Below are 15,705 nucleotides of genomic sequence, written 5' to 3'. Positions count from 1 at the left end.
TTAGTGCGCCACGGTCGTCGCAAGCCGCGCAAGACAGAACAGAAGCGCACCAAATCCGCCAGCCAGTCCAATGGCGACCACTGGCAGCAATGGCAGCTTTATCGCTGCCATATCGGCTTGATGCGATGCGCTCTTGCGTACGCCAAAGAAACTCCACAGTACGATTCTCAGCATTCTTAGAAAAGCCATGACTCACCTCTCGCTGTTGACCAACGGCAAAACATTTTCAGTGATGTCATCGTAGAGCCAATCAGACGCGGGAAACAGCAGCAGTTGGACGAAGTTTTGCAGCAGCAGCGAGTTAGCTTCTCCTGGCTGTCTCAGGTCTGAGCCCTGTATCTGCTACCCAGGATTCGATGTCATCTGCTTCTTGAACCGGACACGCGGCTCCCTTACCTTGGTGCGCCGCCCTGCTTCAAACGGATCCTCCGGCTTCAAGTATTCGCTGATCGCCTGGAAACGATGCAGGGCCTATTCGACACGACCGCTGGACCGCCGCGACAATGTACCAATACACCGAATTCGATAGAACTTTCGTACGCAGCCGAGCGGCGCAATTCCGCGATCAGATCGAGCGTTGGCAGAGCGGGAAATTGAGCGAAGACGATTTCCGTCCGCTTCGTCTGCAGAACGGCTGGTATGTTCAACGCCATGCTCCGATGCTGCGTGTCGCGGTACCCTATGGCGAGCTCTCGAGTGCGCAGCTTCGCGTGTTGGCCCGCGTGGCCCGTGAGTATGATGAACCCGAGGCAGAGGTGTATCGGCTTGCGTCCGAGGCGCAACGAAAACTCGGTACAATTCGCCTGCCCACCCATTACGCTCATTTCACCACGCGCACAAATGTCCAGTTCAACTGGATACCGCTCGCGAAGGCCGCTGACGTCATGGACCTTCTGGCAAGCGTAGACATGCACGGCATCCAGACCAGCGGTAACTGCATCCGCAATATCTCCTGCGATGAACGCGCCGGCGTGGCGCCCGACGAGGTCGCCGATCCCAGGCCCTTCGCGGAAATCATGCGCCAGTGGACAACGCTGCACCCGGAATTCGCATTCCTGCCGCGCAAGTTCAAGATCGCGATAACGGGCGCAGCAGAAGATCGCGCGGCGACGGACTGGCACGATGTCGGCCTGCACTTGCTGCGCAACGATGCGGGCGAGCTGGGTTTTCGGGTGTCTGCCGGTGGGGGCATGGGACGCACGCCAATACTTGGGACGGTGCTGCGCGAGTTCCTGCCATGGCGCCACATCATGAACTACATCGAGGCTGTGGTACGCGTCTATAACCAGTACGGCCGCCGCGACAACAAATACAAGGCGCGCATCAAGATTTTGGTGAAGGCTGAAGGCCAGCGTTATATCGATGATGTCGAGGCTGAATTTCGTCAGATCGTGGAGCACGATGGCGGCCCGCACACCATCCCGCAAGCGGAACTGGATCGCGTGAGCGCATCGTTCCTCTCACCGCAGTTCGCGCGGCGCGCAGCGCACGCCAACTCCAGTGGTCTTGATACGCTGAACGCCAAGGCTGCACGGCATCCTTTGTTCGAACGCTGGCTGCACCGCAATGTCGCGCAACATAAGAACCCGTCGATGCGAATCGTCACGCTCTCGTTCAAGCGGCTCCTTCAGGCGCCAGGCGACGCCTCGGCCGACCAGCTCGACCTGGTGGCGGAACTCGCGGACCGCTTTTCCGCAGGCGAGGCGCGCGTGACGCACACGCAGAACCTCGTGCTCCCCTGGGTGCATGCCGACGACCTGTTCGCGCTTTGGGAGGCGGCCAGCAACGCGGGCCTCGCAAGTGCGAATGTGCATCTGCTCACCGACATGATTGCGTGTCCGGGAGGAGACTTTTGCGCGTTGGCAAACGCGCGCTCGATCCCCGTGGCGCAGGCAATCACCGAGCGTTACCAGGATCTCGATGAGCTTAATGACATTGGCGAGATCGATCTCCATATCAGTGGCTGCATCAACTCGTGCGGCCATCACCATAGCGGCCATATCGGAATTCTCGGGGTCGACAAGGATGGCAAGGAATGGTATCAGGTTACGCTTGGCGGATCAGACGGTTCGGCCACTAGCGGCCCGGCGCAACCGGGCAAGGTAATCGGACCATCTTTCTCAGCGCCGGAAGTGCCAGAAGTCATCGAGGCGGTTCTTTCCACGTACCTTGCGATCAGGCAGGAAATTGGCACGCGGCAGGAACACTTCATCGAGACGGTAAGGCGCGTCGGGCTTGATCCCTTCAAGGCCGCCGCCAACGACGTACGCACGAATGGAGAGAGGGCTGCATGACCGATACCGCGCACATCAGGCTTCTTACGACACGCGAGCACGCGGTCGATCATGCGCGGCAGGTTGTGTCACTCGCCAACGACGAGGATCCGCTCGCATTGAAAGACCGGGTTCGCAAGATCGAGCGCATAGAACTGCACTTCCCCCATTTCACCGATGGCCGGGCCTACAGCCAGGCCTATCTGCTGCGCCGACGACTCGGCTTCACCGGCGATCTGCGAGCGACTGGCGACGTGCTGATTGACCAGCTCATCCAGATGGAGCGCACCGGATTTTCCAGCGCAGTGTTGAAGGACGGCGTTGACCCGGCTGACGCAAAACGTCAGTTCGAGAGATTCCCAGCCTTCTATCAAAGTGACGTGGCGAGTGCAATGCCAGCACTTCAAGGTAATGCGATCGGAAAGCCGATGCAAGAGAATTAGCGCGCCGCCCGCCTTGGGATCGCCGCACGATATGGATGCCTCACGACATCACACGATCCTTGCGGTGGACAGACGAGCGCCGCATCGAGATCGAGTGCACGGCCGACTGCAACCTGTTCGTCCGAAACCGTACGGCTGGTTTTCCGCCGCAACGCAGCCTCAAGCAGAGCGGCACTTATAAAAGTCAGGCCGCTTGCAGGTGGAAACAAATCGCTTGACTCATTCGCCCGTTTTCAATATCGGTCGAGGAAATACCCCTCGTTTCGCTCGAGTTGAAAACGGAGGCACACATGCCGGCCAATATGCCATACCGTCGTGTCTTGATGCGCCTGGTGACTGGCTCTACCGCATTACTCACGGCGATATCACCGGCGCTCGGGCAAACCGGAAATCAGAAGCCCAATATCATCTTGCTGGTTTCCGACGACACAGGATGGGGCGATCTCGGCGTTTATGGCGGTGGTCAGGGCCGCGGTGCGCCCACGCCAAATCTTGATCGCATGGCGCGTGAAGGTATGCAGTTCTGGGACTTTTATGGCCAACCCAGTTGCACGCCTGGCCGCGCCGCGATGCAAACCGGCAGGCTCCCCAACCGGAGCGGCATGACGACCGTCGCGGCTCCAGGACAGGGAGGCGGCCTGCCGAAGAACGAAGTGACGGTTGCCGATGTCCTCAAGAAAGCCGGCTACTCGACGTTCTTCACCGGCAAATGGCATCTCGGAGAAGCCGACTATGCCATGCCGACTGCTCACGGATATGACGAGATGAAAAACGTCTATCTGTACCATCTGAACGCGTACACCTACGCCGACAAGAAATGGAATCCGGATTGGCCGGCAGAAGTACCCACGGTCAGCGCGCTTGGAGAGATTGAAGGCAAGGCGGGCGAAAAATTCCGGGAAGTACGCAAGGTTTCTGGCGATGACATTCCCTTGCTCGATCAGGGCATCGAGGCCGCATCCGTCGACTACATCAAGGCGCATGGGAACGATAGCAAGCCGTTCTTCATGAGCATCAACTTTACAAAGAACCATCAACCAAATTTGCCGGCACCGGAATTTGTCGGGAAGTCGGACGTCAAGACAAAGTATGGAGACGCGGTCGTAGAGCTCGACACCCGGGTGGGCCGAATCATGGATGCACTACGGGCTGAGGGCCTCGACAAGAATACTTTGGTCTTTTACACAGTCGACAACGGCGCGTGGCAGGATGTTTACCCGGACTCGGGTTACACGCCGTTTCGCGGGACCAAGGGTACGGATATGGAAGCGGGCAGCCGCGTTCCCGCTTTGGCGTGGTGGCCAGGGCACATAAAACCGGGCGCGACGTCATGGGATATCGTTGGCGGACTCGACCTCATGGCGACGTTCGCGGACATAGCCGGAACGACGTTGCCGACAACCGACCGGGAAGGCAAGCCGACGATCTTTGATAGCTACGACATGACCCCGATCCTGTTGGGCACCGGTAAATCCAAGCGCACGTTCTGGCTTTATCAAACGGAAGATGAGATCGCGCCCGGAGCCATCCGTGTCGGCAAATTCAAGGCCGTGTTCAACCTGCGTGGAGACTATCCTCCTTTTAGCGAGGATGACCATACAGGGTGGAAGGGCCAGGAAAAGTACGTTGCCACGGTGCCGCGCATTTATGATTTACAGTCGGACCCCGGCGAGCACTACGATATTCTGATGACCAACTGGACTGAAAAGAGCTGGACGGTTCCAATATTCGACTCGGTGATGAAAACGGTCGTCGCCAGCTATGTGAAGTATCCGCCAGCACCCGCACAAAGCACGACTTACACCGGGCCCGTCAAGAACTCTCAATTTCAGATGGTCGAAGCGTTGAAGGCGCGCCTTGCAGGACTTCAAAAATCTGCCGGCGCGGGCGACTGATTTTGCTTGTATGGACTCTCCGGGCGAGATGGTCGAGTCCGTATCCACCGACCACGTCCGGCCGCGCCCAGCCGTTCTGTAGCGTTCCCTCGCCTCCGATACACGCAGCGATTGCTGCGGCGGCAAGAACCCGCGTGTGAGGTCTTGTCATTCCCGGAGCCCTTTCGCTATGAGGGCTCAGAAGGCGATGGTCGCTGTCGCCATCACACTTGTTGTACTCTTGAGCCGGTTCACGCTGACAATCGACGGCACCCACCGCAAACTCGCTGACAAAGGCTTACCCTCTATCTTGGTGTCGTACGTGACGATCGGACCCATCGAAAAGTCGTGTCCGACAAAGCCATTCAACTTGTCGGCCACCGGCCCGGAGTCATTCCCGAGTTGCTGGACCGTACCCAGAACCAGCCCCATGCCTAATCCATTCGGAAACTTCTTCAGCGCCAGTGCATCGAGCGTGAACAGCGGTGCGTTCTGATAGTTTGTCGCCGTGTTCTTTGTGTAGAACTGCAGATTACCCACGACATCGAACTCCAAACCGTATTTTGGAACGAACTTGGTAAAGGCGACCTGCGGTACGAACGTCCAGTTGTTGAGACTCGCGTTTGCCAACGCGCCCGGGTCATAGCGACCCGTGGGTGCCCAAAAGTTGAAGCTCAATGAAATATGCGCGGTCTGGGAGAAGTGGTACCCCGCCACTATCGGCGTGAAATACAGGTCGAACAGGTTGGACGCCCTGTCGCTGCTCGACGTTCCCACACGACCCGCAGCAAACGATGCGTTCACTTCCGTCCAGACGTAGGGCACCGTGATACCCGATGCGAAGTCCCAGCCACCGGCGCCGCCCCACACTCTCAGCACGCTGGCAAGCGTAAAAGCAATCTGCGCGTCGACGCCAAGAGACGCCTTGCCTGCAATCGGCACTTGCCGGTTGCCGCCGATTGAACCATCGATATAAATCTGCTCAATGCTGACTATGGTGACCGGCTCGGGTGGCACGATACCGATTCCGGAAAGCACGCTCATGCCAGCGACCGGACGTCCCAAGGCGGATTCTGTCGCGTTTGCCGATGATATCGATGCGAGCGCCGCGACAGTGGCAATGGAAATTCGCAGAAGTGCCCGTAATTTCTGTGAACGAAGAGCGAGCGCATCTTTATCGGATTTGATGCTCATCGGCATAGCCTTAACAAAGGGGCGGCCGCCAAGCCACCTGAATTACAAGGTTTATGGTTGTATTGAAGTCGCCGTGCGTGCCGGGAAAGCGGCCTTTCGCCTGACTTCATTCACAAGACAAAGGCGTCGCACACCACCGCTCACGACCGGGCGGATTGGCACGACGGTCAAGTCATAGAGCCACCGATATACGGATTCAAACGTGTCGTCAATTGTGATTTCGAGCTAGCGTGTCGGAGGGGCGCACGAGCGATTTCTTTATTCGGCCGCGCCGGTCCAGCGTTCATATTCGCGAAAGCTTAACTAACGCGAACCCCGAATTTATCTGGATTGCCCGCCAGCCGCGCCATCGGTAACCTTGCTTGTACGCCCCTGCAAATTCCGTCACGCCCGGGCTGGACCCACTCACTCTCAGGACGGCGTCATGCTGAAGAACGTTGCAACATCCAGAATCTCGCCACTGCGATGCAGCCAGAAAGTCCCGAAAAGGAACACAGGCTCTGGTATCAGTATTATTTCCATGGCCGGCAATGGCCGACCGCACATGGGCCACGAGCCTGCATCAACACACCGGCAGTCCAAACCGAAAAACAGATCTGTATGAATTGTCCACGGGTGCGGCCCTCCGTGGACTTTTTACTTGGCGCTACTTGGCCTCGCGTGCTGAAGAGATCCCGGACCCATTCGTGCAGGCTCGTTTCGCCAACGCGGTCGCTTCATACCTTCAACTGATGCGGCATGGTCGGCTGCTCTTCTGCATCAACGCGCACTTCCAGCAACGCCGGGCCGGGCGCGCGCAACGTCGCTTGCACGGCCTGCGAAACCTCCGCTGGCGCTGAACATCGCAATCCTTGCGCACCGCATGCAGTGGCGACTTGAGCGTAGTCGATGCCGCCCAGTTCGCATCCGTACGCCGGATTGCCGAGCTCGCGCTGCTCGAAAAGCACCTCGGCGAGCGCGTCGTTGCGCAGCAGGAAGACCTTGATGGGTAGTTGATCCTTGACGGCCGTGGACATTTCGGCCATCAGCATGGCAAACCCGCCATCGCCGACAATTGCCACGACCTGCCTGCCAGGATTGGCTAGTTGCGCCGCGATGGCGAAGGGCAAGCCGGGGGCCATGGTCGCGAGCATGCCGGTCGCGACTAACTGCTGGCCGCGGCGAAGCGTCAGGAAACGTGCGGCGAAATGTGTGTTTGCGCCGCAATCGAGGCAAATGAGTGCATCGGGCGCAAGCGCATTGCTGATGGTGCGGATCACGCTTTGGGGACGCAGCGGAACACGCTGCGTCGCGGCAACCTGATCGAGCAATCGGTTCCACTGAACAACGCGCGCCTGACTTTCACGCAAAAATACATCGTCCTTTTGCCGCAGCATGGGCAACAGCGCCCGCAAGGTCGATCTTGTATCGCCAACAAGACCGATCTCCGCCGGATAACGCAAGCCTATGCGCTCCGCCTTCATGTCGATCTGCACGCAGCGCGCGGCGCCCGGTTTCGGATACGAGTCGACCCAGGGCATGGTAGAACCGATGATCAACAGCGTGTCGCAGGAGTGCATGGCTTCCTCGGACGGCACGGTGCCGAGATGGCCAATGCCGCCCGTGGAAAACGGCGAGTCGTCAGGAAGCGCGGCGCGGCCGAGCAGCGCTTTTGCGACCGGCGCGTTGAGCCGCGCCGCCAGTTGCTCCAGTTCCGCTGTCGCGCCCAGCGCACCTTGGCCTGCAAGGATCGCGACGCGCTTGCCCGCGTTGATGAGGCCGGCGGCGGCTTGAAGATCGTCGGCGGAAGGAGCCGGCGCGGGACGGTTCCAGTTGGTCGATGTCCGCAGTCCGTGGTTTTCCATCGACGCCTTGTCGCTCGCGAGCCGCTGCGCCTGAATGTCCTTCGATATCGTCAGGTGCGCGACGCCACGGCCGCCGAGCGCCGAACGGCACGCAATGTCCGTCACCACCAAAGCGTGGCGCGGCCCAGTGATGACAGTGTTGTAGAGCGCAACGTCCTCCATCAGTGCTGTCGTACTGACGCTTTGCATGAAGCGCGTGCCGAGCAGATCGTGGAACGTCAGACCGGTGATGGCGAGAACGGGCGCACCGTCGAAATGCGCATCGTAGAGACCGTTCATCAGATGAACCGCGCCCGGGCCGGTGGTGGCGACGCAAACGCCCAAACGTCCGGTTGATTTAGCCCAGCCCGACGCCATGAACGCCGCCGCCTCTTCGTGCCTCACGCCAATGAACCGGATCTTGTCGCGGCGCTGCCGCAAGGCTTCGATCAGCGGATTGATGCCGTCACCGACCATGCCGAACACGTGGTCGACATCCCAGGCAAGCAGCGTGTTCACAATGATGTCAGCGGTCGTGTCCGAGTCCGCGGCAGCGCCTTCGGGCTGACTCACCCTGTGCAGCGGCTGTCCGGGAAGCGCATCGGGCACGCCGGACTGGGCGCTCGCCGCGCGGGCGGCCAGCAGGCTGGCGCTGCCGAGTGCCGCTGCGCCCAGCAGCGTGCGGCGTTGCGGAGATTGCGGGGGTTTATCGGATACGTTCATAACTGACTCCTGCTACTACGATGGTCAATTGAAAGTCCGTCAAACGCACTTCAGAAAGCAATGCGAAAGATCAGGCGTACGCGCGGAATCGTTCCGGGTTTCCAGCACGTATGCTCAGCAAACAACGGGCCGGTCGACGTAGCTTGCGCACGAGGCTACCGTTGTCAAAGGGGGGCGCCATGAAGGTCCAGAACATCAAGATGCGTGGCGCCGTCTGCGATTCGCCTGGAAGGTGGGGGCGGAAAGTCAAACATTCATTGAGTCAGCGCACGCTGGCAATTCGCACCAGGGAATTGCGCAGCCGCAACGCGGTACTGCTGACCGAGCCGGTTTGGTTAAACGACAGCGCGTTTTTTTCGAGTATGCAGACGTGTGGTGTGGCTTGGGGGATAAGCATTGACGATGTCATTTCCAACAGCTTGCAACACTGGCTACAGTGCTTCCTGCAACGTCAGCGGCCCCGACGCCATGATGGTGAGCGTCGCATTCGTGGCGTCTTCAACCCTGCCACTGACCGGTGCGTCCAGCAAGGCGAATTTTCCTGCTACCCTCCTAGCCAGATCGCGCACCTAGATTGGCGACAAGCTGCTCATCACAATGAGCGCAGAGTCTTCTCGGGTGATTATCGGCCGGCGCCTGGTGCGGCGCCGTTATGCTTGGCCCGATTTATCGCTAAACGGCCAGAATAACCGCGTATCACGAACCGCGCTGCTCAAGCGGTGAACCCGCCATTCACGTCGACCACCGACCCCGTGATGAAGCCGGCATCCGGCCCAGCGAGAAACACAATTGCCGCCGCAACTTCCTCGACGGCTGCATATCGATGAATGGCGTGCGACTCCATAATGATCGGCGGGAGCTTTCCCTTCGACGCGGCGGCCATGTCGGTATCCATCATGCCGGCCTGGACAACATTGACCGTAATGTTGCGCGCGCCAAGGTCACGTGCGGCGCCCTTGCTGTAACCCACGACCGCGGCCTTGCTCGCTGCATAGTCGGTCGTGCCCGGAAACGCGATCCGCGTGCCGAGGCCGGAACCGACCGAGATGATGCGTCCTCCGTCCGGTAACACCCTGGCGGCTGCGCGAATGTTGGCAACAACGCCCATCGTATTGATGATCCATTGCCGATCCATCGCCGCATTGTCGATTTCCGGATCATCGATGGTCCTGCCCTGCCATGCGACGGCGGCATTGTTCACCAGGATATCGAGCTTCCCCAATGTTTCGACCACGTTCTGAATCAGCGGTGCGGCCGCGCCAGGGTCGCCCTGATCCGCCCGGATCGCGACGGCGCGCACGCCCTTCGCCTTCAGGACCTCGACGAGCGCTGCCGCCTTTTCTTCCGATGCGACATAACTGATCGCGATGTCCGCGCCCTGGTCAGCAAGTGCGATTGCGGTTGCGGCGCCCAGACCGCGCGAGCCACCGGTGACAAGGGCAACTTTGCCCGAAAGAGTTTTATTCATTGTTAGCCCATTTGTTGATATGAAAAATGTTTTACTCCGGCTCTACGCTTACCAGGGCAAGCGCTCGTCAAGGAAGAAGAAGCCACCAGTGGGACCCTCCTCGCCCAGGGTGGCGTATTGGACGGCCGTGCGAGCGCCGTCTTCTACGCTCATCGTCGCCCGCTCGCCGCCCATCCCGGTCCTGAGCCATCCGGGATGGATAGCGTTGATCTTGATCGGTGTGCCACGCAGTTCCTCCGCGATCAATACGGTGAATGCGTTCAGCGCGGCCTTCGAGCTGTCGTATCCGAGCGCGCGCACTGGATAGACTGGCGAGGCCGGATCGGAAAGATGCGTGAGCGAACCCCGGATGCTCGACACATTGACCACACGCGGCGCGTCCGAGCGCTTGAGCAGTGGAAGCAGCAACTGCGTCAGAAAGATGGGGGCGAAGAAGTTCACCTCGAACGTCTCGCGCAACACGTGCGGCAACGCTTCACTGGGCTGCCGTGGCGCTGGCGTCCCTCCGTCGGGACTATCCAGCAGGATTCCGGCGTTGTTGACCAGGATGTCCAGCTTGCCGTGCGCGTTGTCGATCGATGCATAAGCCGCCCTTCGATCCTCCTCATGCGTGACGTCGAGCTTGAGCGCGGATGCCGCGCCGCCACGCTCGCGCAGTTCGGCCGCAACATCTTCGGCTTTCCGATGGTCACGCGCGCCGACGATAACGTGTGCACCACGCGCTGCGAGATCGCGGCTGATTTCGACGCCGAGACCTCGTGCGGCGCCGGTCACAAGCGCTACCTTGCCAATCAGTGAATCTGTTGTGTTGCCTGCCATGGTGGCTCTCCTTCTGTAGCTGAATGAACGGGTGGATTTGACGGATGGCCCTTGCCAAAACCCGCCGTAGACACATCGAACATGATGATGAAAAAATCGCTCATGACGTCCCCGTCTTTGCGGGCAACAAAAGCTCCAAAGAACTAAGCGGGCCGCCGAGTTCCATCTGGCGACCCGCCCCCGCAAGCCGTCCGAGCGCGACCGGATGGAAGCCTAGTTCCTCTATCAGACTTGCAACTGTCGAGACGGCTTCGCTCTCGTCTCCGGCGACAAAGAGCACTCGCTTCATGCCCGCAGGCGTAGGCGCGAACATCACCGTGAATGGCAGCGTGTTGAACGCCTTCACGACGCGTGCAGACGGCGCAAGCCTGGCGACAGACTCGCTTCCGGAATCACCCCTGAGATCGTCGACGCGAAAATCCGGGGCATAGCTGACAAAAATGTTGGTCGTGTCGACGAGGATGAGCCCTTCCCATGAGATGTCGGGTTTAAGCACCTCCGGCACCTTCAGCCAGGGCACCGCGAGGAAGATCACGTCGCACGCAAGCGCCTCTGAAACCGAGGCGGGCTTCGCCGCCGTCCCAGTTTGCGCGAGACGAGTGACCAGGCTTTCCGGACCTCGACTGTTTGCAATGAAGACGTCGTGACCGACTGCCGCGAGTCCGCAGGCGAGCGTCATGCCCACGGTGGCCGAACCAAGAATTCCGATTTTCATTTCGCGTCTCCAGGCGTTCAGTAGCGTCTTCGACGTCAAATCCTTCAGTATCAAATACAATACTGATCGATATAGTAACGAACGGTACTTTTCAACAGAGCATGAGTCAAGTGTTTTATACTGTCCGTTATTGAAACCGGTTTCGGATGCGCTATGGGGCGACACAAACAGTTTGATGAAGACGAGGCGCTTGACGCCGCCTTGTCCGTGTTCTGGCAGAACGGATATGAGGGGACATCGTTTGACGACCTGACGAAGGCCACGGGCGTGGCTCGCCCCGGCCTCTATGCCGCGTTCGGTAATAAGGAAGCGCTCTTTCGCAAGGCTCTTGATCTCTATGGCGCCAAGTACATGGGCTTCATGACCGAGGCATTGAACGAGCCTACCTCCCTGAGAGTCGTAGAACGCATCCTCCGAGGCTCGGCCGTTCTTCACACCATGAACTCCGCTCACCCCGGCTGCCTGGGTTTAAATGGCGCGCTTGCATGTTCGGATGACGCCGAACCTATTCGTCGCGAACTCATCCGACGTCGCGCTGCGACGCAATTGGCGCTACGCCGGCGTCTGGAGCGCGCGCAACGGGAAGGCGATCTGCCATCATCGGTAAGCTGCGCGACGCTCGCGTCGTTTGTGATGGCTGTCTCACAAGGTATGGCAGTACAGGCGAAAGCGGGCGCGTCCAAAAAGACCCTTGATGGACTCGTCGACCATGTGCTCGGCACATGGCCTAAAACCGCCAGATAGCGGACGTTCTCCCCGGCTCTGTAGAACTCACGCCCGCTCTGCAGCCAAGGCGATCGAAATGCTAGACCTGTGCGAGTCCACCATCCACGAAAATTTCCGCACCGTTGATGAAACTCGAATCATCAGACGCAAGGAATGCGACGACCTTGCCGACTTCTTCCGGTTCGCCAACGCGACCCAGCGGGATTTGGGTCGCCAGGTAGTCAAGCAGACCTTGTTGCGCGGTGGCATCCGGGCCGGCAAGACCCACGAGGCCGGGCGTGTGAATGGGACCAGGGCTGATCGTGTTGATGCGGATGCCACGCCCCTTAAGGTCAAGAATCCAGCTGCGGACGAGATTGCGGACCGCGGCCTTTGTAGCGCTGTAAACACTGAACGAGGGCGTTCCCATGATGCTCGTATTTGAACCGGTGATGATGACCGAAGCGCCTTCACCCAGCAGCGGCAGCGCGCACTGCACCGTGAAGAGCACGCCCTTCACATTGCGGTCGAAGGTATCGTCGTACTGCGCCTCTGTGATCGAACCCAAAGGCAGAAAGGAGCCACCACCGGCGTTGGCGAAAAGCACGTCAACGCGGCCGGCAACGGATTTGACCTTCGCGAACAGCGTTTCCAGGTCGGGCAGTTTCGCCGAGTCCGCTTGAATTCCGATGGCGCCGGCGCCGATTTCCTCGACTGCGGCATCAAGCTCCGCCTGACGGCGTCCGGTGATGAATACCTGCGCCCCCGCATGCGCGAACACCTTGGCCGTCGCAAGCCCGATGCCAGTGCTGCCGCCCGTAATCACGGCTACCTTGCCGTCCAGTTTGCTACTCATGTCGCTCTCCATTTTCAGGTGTGGTCGAAGAGTCAACACAATATGGCGCGCGGCTTCTTGAATAAAGACAGCGTTTCCTAATTCATAGTTTCTCCACATAAATAAAGACCCCTGAACATGGATCAGCTACTCGCCCTACGCGTGTTTGTCCGGATCGCCGACGCCGGAAATTTTTCCAAGGCAGCGGACTCGCTCAACATTCCGCGTCCTACTGTCACGAAATTAGTTCGGGATCTCGAAGCTCATCTCGGCGTCAAGTTGCTACAGCGCACAACACGGCGCGTCACTGTGACGGCCGAAGGCGTGGCCTATTACGAACGCGCCGTGCGCGTCATCGACGAAGTGCATGATATGGATGCGCTAGCCGCACATACCCGCGTGGAACCGCGCGGACGCCTGCGTATCGACATCGGGTCGTCACTCGCCAACCTGATCCTGATACCCGCTCTAGCCGATTTCCGCGCGCGCTATCCAGATATCCAGCTTTATCTCGGCGTGAGCGATCGCCCCATAGACCTGATCGAAGCAGGAGTCGATTGCGTCATCCGCGCCGGCACGCTACCCGACAGTTCGCTGGTGGGAAGGCGTATTGCCGAGTTCGATTACGTAACCTGCGCGAGCCCCGCTTATCTCGCGGCACATGGCCGCCCCACTCACCCGCAGCAACTGGAACATGGACACTCGTTGATTAGTTATTTTTCGTCCTTGACGGGAAAATCACGTCCGCTGCTGTTTCATCGCGACGATGAGGCATTCGAGATCAGTCGAGGCACTACAGTTGCAGTCAATGAGAGCACGTCTCGCCTCACGGCCCTGATAGCAGGGCTCGGAATCAGCCAGACGTATGGCTTCATGGCACGCCCTTACATAGAGCGCGGCGTACTGGTGCCGCTACTGCAAGAATGGAATCGTCCACGGCATGAGTTGCACTTGCTGTACCCGTCCAACAGGCATTTGCAGACGAAACTGAAAGTTTTCGGCGATTGGGCTGCCGATATCTTCGCGTCATTCGATTGCCGGACAGCATCCTTATAGAGCGGTCAACCGGCCGGCAAGCGTGGGACAGGTGCACAGACTCACGACTCCATGGATGGCGTAGATCCGGTCATGTTCTCGGCGCGCAGGAAATCGAAGTCGACGCCCTTGTCCGCTTGCATCACCGTCTCCAGAAAAAGCTTCCGGTAGCCGCGTGCCGCCGTCGGAACCACAACGGGTTCATCGCGTGCGCGCTGCGCCAGTTCTTCCTCGGAAACGAGCAGCGATATCTCGCGGTTTGCCACGCTCAGCCTGATCTGGTCGCCGTTGTGCACATACGCAAGCGGGCCGCCGATCGCGGCCTCCGGCGTCACGTGCAGGACGATGGTCCCGAACGCAGTGCCGCTCATGCGGCCGTCCGAGATGCGCACGATGTCCTTCACCCCTGCCCTCGCCAGCTTTTTCGGAATTGGAATGTAGCCCGCCTCGGGCATGCCCGGCGCGCCTTTGGGCCCAATATTCTTGAGCACCAGAATGTCGTCCGCGGTGACATCCAGGTCGTCGGAATCGATGCGCTGCGCCATGTCGTCGGCGTTCTCGAACACGACCGCGCGGCCCACATGTTCCATCAAGTCGGGATGCGCCGCCGACTGCTTGATGATCGCGCCTCCGGGCGCGAGATTGCCTTCGAGCACCGCAATGCCGCCCTGCGGATAGATCGGCCGGTCGCGCGTCTTCACCACGTCTTGCGCGAAGCCCGGTCCGCTGAGTTCGATCTCTTCGCCAAGCGTGCGGCCCGTGACGGTCAGCGCGTCGAGTTTGAGCAGCGGCTTGAGTTCACGGAGCAGCGTAGCCATGCCGCCAGCGTGGTGAAAATCTTCCATGTAGTGCTGCCCGGACGGCTTGAGATCGACCAGAACGGGTGTATCGCGGCCCATGCGGTCGAGCGCCTTGAGATCGACTTCAAGTCCGCAGCGCCCCGCAATCGCGGTCAGGTGGATGATGCCGTTGGTCGAGCCGCCAATCGCCAGCAACACGCGCATGGCGTTATGAAACGCATCGGGCGTCAGGATCTTGTCGATGGTCAGCCGCTCGCGCGCCATCTTCACGGCCTGCGCACCGCTTTGTTCCGCCACGCGCATGCGGTCGGCCGTCACTGCAGGCGGCGTTGCACCGCCCGGCACGGTCATGCCTAAGGCTTCGGCAATACATGCCATCGTGCTCGCCGTGCCCATCACCGAGCAGGTTCCCACGCTCGCGACCAACTGGTTGTTGACGTCCGCAATCTCCTGTTCGTCGATCTCTTCTGCGCGAAACTTGCCCCAATAGCGACGGCAATCCGTACACGCGCCCACACGTTCCGAACGATGCGAACCGGTCAGCATGGAACCGGTGATCAACTGGATGGCCGGCAGACCCGCCGATGCCGCGCCCATCAATTGCGCCGGCACGGTCTTGTCGCAGCCGCCGATCATCACAACGGCGTCCATGGGTTGCGCGCGCAGCATTTCCTCGGTGTCCATCGACATGAGGTTGCGCAAATACATGCTTGTTGGCGACGAAAAGCTTTCGTGGATGCTGATGGTGGGGAAGTCCATTGGCAGGCCGCCGGCGAGCATCACGCCGCGCTTGACCGCCTCGATCAGTTGGGGCGCATTGCCATGACATGGGTTGTAGGCGCTGCCCGTATTCACGATGCCGACCACGGGGCGATCGAGCGCGCTGTCGGTGTAGCCCGCGCCTTTGATGAACGCCTTGCGCAGGAAGAGCGAGAAGCCGCTGTCGCCGTAGCTGGTCAGGCCCTTACGAAGACCCGTGGAAGATTTTTCTGACATGG

The 15,705-nt window shown here is 59.7% G+C and carries 14 protein-coding genes; 5 read left to right on the top strand and 9 right to left on the bottom strand.

Annotation, left to right across the window (positions count from 1 at the left end):
* Positions 1–189: a DUF2970 domain-containing protein gene (locus tag AWB64_RS13260; RefSeq protein WP_060819581.1), complete on the bottom strand. Its 189-nt coding sequence runs from the start codon at positions 187–189 to the stop codon at positions 1–3.
* Positions 190–503: 314 nt separating this feature from the next.
* Between AWB64_RS13260 and AWB64_RS13255 the strand changes: the two genes are divergently transcribed.
* The 3 genes from AWB64_RS13255 to AWB64_RS13245 all read left to right on the top strand — a co-directional run bounded on the left by AWB64_RS13255 (position 504) and on the right by AWB64_RS13245 (position 4,611).
* A complete protein-coding gene (locus AWB64_RS13255) occupies positions 504–2,294 on the top strand; it encodes a nitrite/sulfite reductase (RefSeq protein WP_060819579.1) in 1,791 nt (596 codons plus the stop codon).
* A complete protein-coding gene (locus AWB64_RS13250; RefSeq protein WP_060819577.1) occupies positions 2,291–2,716 on the top strand; it encodes a DUF934 domain-containing protein in 426 nt (141 codons plus the stop codon). Before AWB64_RS13255 ends, AWB64_RS13250 begins: the two co-directional genes overlap by 4 nt.
* 290 nt (positions 2,717–3,006) lie before the next feature.
* Positions 3,007–4,611, top strand: coding sequence for an arylsulfatase (locus tag AWB64_RS13245; RefSeq protein WP_082850476.1), 1,605 nt, complete (start codon positions 3,007–3,009; stop codon positions 4,609–4,611).
* 177 nt (positions 4,612–4,788) lie between these two features.
* Here the strand turns inward: AWB64_RS13245 and AWB64_RS13240 are convergent, their stop codons facing one another.
* The 6 genes from AWB64_RS13240 to AWB64_RS13220 all read right to left on the bottom strand — a co-directional run bounded on the left by AWB64_RS13240 (position 4,789) and on the right by AWB64_RS13220 (position 11,332).
* A complete protein-coding gene (locus tag AWB64_RS13240) occupies positions 4,789–5,784 on the bottom strand; it encodes a SphA family protein (protein WP_082850475.1) in 996 nt (331 codons plus the stop codon).
* 716 nt (positions 5,785–6,500) lie between these two features.
* Entirely contained in the window at positions 6,501–8,330 is a 1,830-nt protein-coding gene (locus AWB64_RS13235) for a thiamine pyrophosphate-binding protein (protein ID WP_082850474.1), read from the bottom strand.
* 431 nt (positions 8,331–8,761) lie between these two features.
* The gene (locus AWB64_RS30900) at positions 8,762–8,860 is read right to left on the bottom strand and encodes an NAD(P)-binding domain-containing protein (RefSeq protein ID WP_157766633.1); all 99 of its coding nucleotides are present in this window, start codon (positions 8,858–8,860) and stop codon (positions 8,762–8,764) included.
* Positions 8,861–9,042: 182 nt separating this feature from the next.
* Positions 9,043–9,798: an SDR family NAD(P)-dependent oxidoreductase gene (locus AWB64_RS13230; protein ID WP_060819574.1), complete on the bottom strand. Its 756-nt coding sequence runs from the start codon at positions 9,796–9,798 to the stop codon at positions 9,043–9,045.
* A 48-nt stretch (positions 9,799–9,846) separates the two neighbouring features.
* A complete protein-coding gene (locus tag AWB64_RS13225) occupies positions 9,847–10,617 on the bottom strand; it encodes an SDR family NAD(P)-dependent oxidoreductase (RefSeq protein ID WP_060819571.1) in 771 nt (256 codons plus the stop codon).
* A 100-nt stretch (positions 10,618–10,717) separates the two neighbouring features.
* Complete coding sequence (locus AWB64_RS13220; RefSeq protein WP_060819570.1) at positions 10,718–11,332, bottom strand: NADPH-dependent F420 reductase; 615 nt, start codon at positions 11,330–11,332, stop codon at positions 10,718–10,720.
* 153 nt (positions 11,333–11,485) lie between these two features.
* Here AWB64_RS13220 and AWB64_RS13215 point away from each other — a divergent pair, with 153 nt between their 5' ends.
* Positions 11,486–12,076: a TetR/AcrR family transcriptional regulator gene (locus AWB64_RS13215; RefSeq protein WP_060819568.1), complete on the top strand. Its 591-nt coding sequence runs from the start codon at positions 11,486–11,488 to the stop codon at positions 12,074–12,076.
* A gap of 61 nt (positions 12,077–12,137) precedes the next feature.
* Here the strand turns inward: AWB64_RS13215 and AWB64_RS13210 are convergent, their stop codons facing one another.
* Positions 12,138–12,893, bottom strand: a complete 756-nt coding sequence (locus tag AWB64_RS13210; protein WP_060819565.1) for an SDR family NAD(P)-dependent oxidoreductase — start codon at positions 12,891–12,893, stop codon at positions 12,138–12,140.
* Positions 12,894–13,010: 117 nt separating this feature from the next.
* Here AWB64_RS13210 and AWB64_RS13205 point away from each other — a divergent pair, with 117 nt between their 5' ends.
* Positions 13,011–13,928 carry a LysR family transcriptional regulator gene (locus AWB64_RS13205; RefSeq protein WP_060819564.1) on the top strand — a complete coding sequence of 306 codons (918 nt, stop codon included), beginning with the start codon at positions 13,011–13,013 and terminating at the stop codon, positions 13,926–13,928.
* Between the two features lie 41 nt (positions 13,929–13,969).
* Here the strand turns inward: AWB64_RS13205 and AWB64_RS13200 are convergent, their stop codons facing one another.
* Positions 13,970–15,703 carry an IlvD/Edd family dehydratase gene (locus AWB64_RS13200; protein WP_060819562.1) on the bottom strand — a complete coding sequence of 578 codons (1,734 nt, stop codon included), beginning with the start codon at positions 15,701–15,703 and terminating at the stop codon, positions 13,970–13,972.
* Positions 15,704–15,705: the final 2 nt, after the last annotated feature.

Source organism: Caballeronia sordidicola, assembly GCF_001544455.2.
GTDB lineage: Bacteria > Pseudomonadota > Gammaproteobacteria > Burkholderiales > Burkholderiaceae > Caballeronia > Caballeronia sordidicola.
The sequence above is the reverse complement of the archived record's forward strand: the minus strand, read 5'-3'. Positions and strand labels throughout refer to the sequence as shown.

Bases quoted from the DNA above. Each gene is read 5' to 3' on its own strand.
- AWB64_RS13260 (WP_060819581.1), bottom strand. From the start codon at position 189: ATGGCTTTTCTAAGAATGCTGAGAATCGTACTGTGGAGTTTCTTTGGC.
- AWB64_RS13255 (WP_060819579.1), top strand. From the start codon at position 504: ATGTACCAATACACCGAATTCGATAGAACTTTCGTACGCAGCCGAGCG.
- AWB64_RS13250 (WP_060819577.1), top strand. From the start codon at position 2,291: ATGACCGATACCGCGCACATCAGGCTTCTTACGACACGCGAGCACGCG.
- AWB64_RS13245 (WP_082850476.1), top strand. From the start codon at position 3,007: ATGCCGGCCAATATGCCATACCGTCGTGTCTTGATGCGCCTGGTGACT.
- AWB64_RS13240 (WP_082850475.1), bottom strand. From the start codon at position 5,784: ATGAGCATCAAATCCGATAAAGATGCGCTCGCTCTTCGTTCACAGAAA.
- AWB64_RS13235 (WP_082850474.1), bottom strand. From the start codon at position 8,330: ATGAACGTATCCGATAAACCCCCGCAATCTCCGCAACGCCGCACGCTG.
- AWB64_RS13230 (WP_060819574.1), bottom strand. From the start codon at position 9,798: ATGAATAAAACTCTTTCGGGCAAAGTTGCCCTTGTCACCGGTGGCTCG.
- AWB64_RS13225 (WP_060819571.1), bottom strand. From the start codon at position 10,617: ATGGCAGGCAACACAACAGATTCACTGATTGGCAAGGTAGCGCTTGTG.
- AWB64_RS13220 (WP_060819570.1), bottom strand. From the start codon at position 11,332: ATGAAAATCGGAATTCTTGGTTCGGCCACCGTGGGCATGACGCTCGCC.
- AWB64_RS13215 (WP_060819568.1), top strand. From the start codon at position 11,486: ATGGGGCGACACAAACAGTTTGATGAAGACGAGGCGCTTGACGCCGCC.
- AWB64_RS13210 (WP_060819565.1), bottom strand. From the start codon at position 12,893: ATGAGTAGCAAACTGGACGGCAAGGTAGCCGTGATTACGGGCGGCAGC.
- AWB64_RS13205 (WP_060819564.1), top strand. From the start codon at position 13,011: ATGGATCAGCTACTCGCCCTACGCGTGTTTGTCCGGATCGCCGACGCC.
- AWB64_RS13200 (WP_060819562.1), bottom strand. From the start codon at position 15,703: ATGTCAGAAAAATCTTCCACGGGTCTTCGTAAGGGCCTGACCAGCTAC.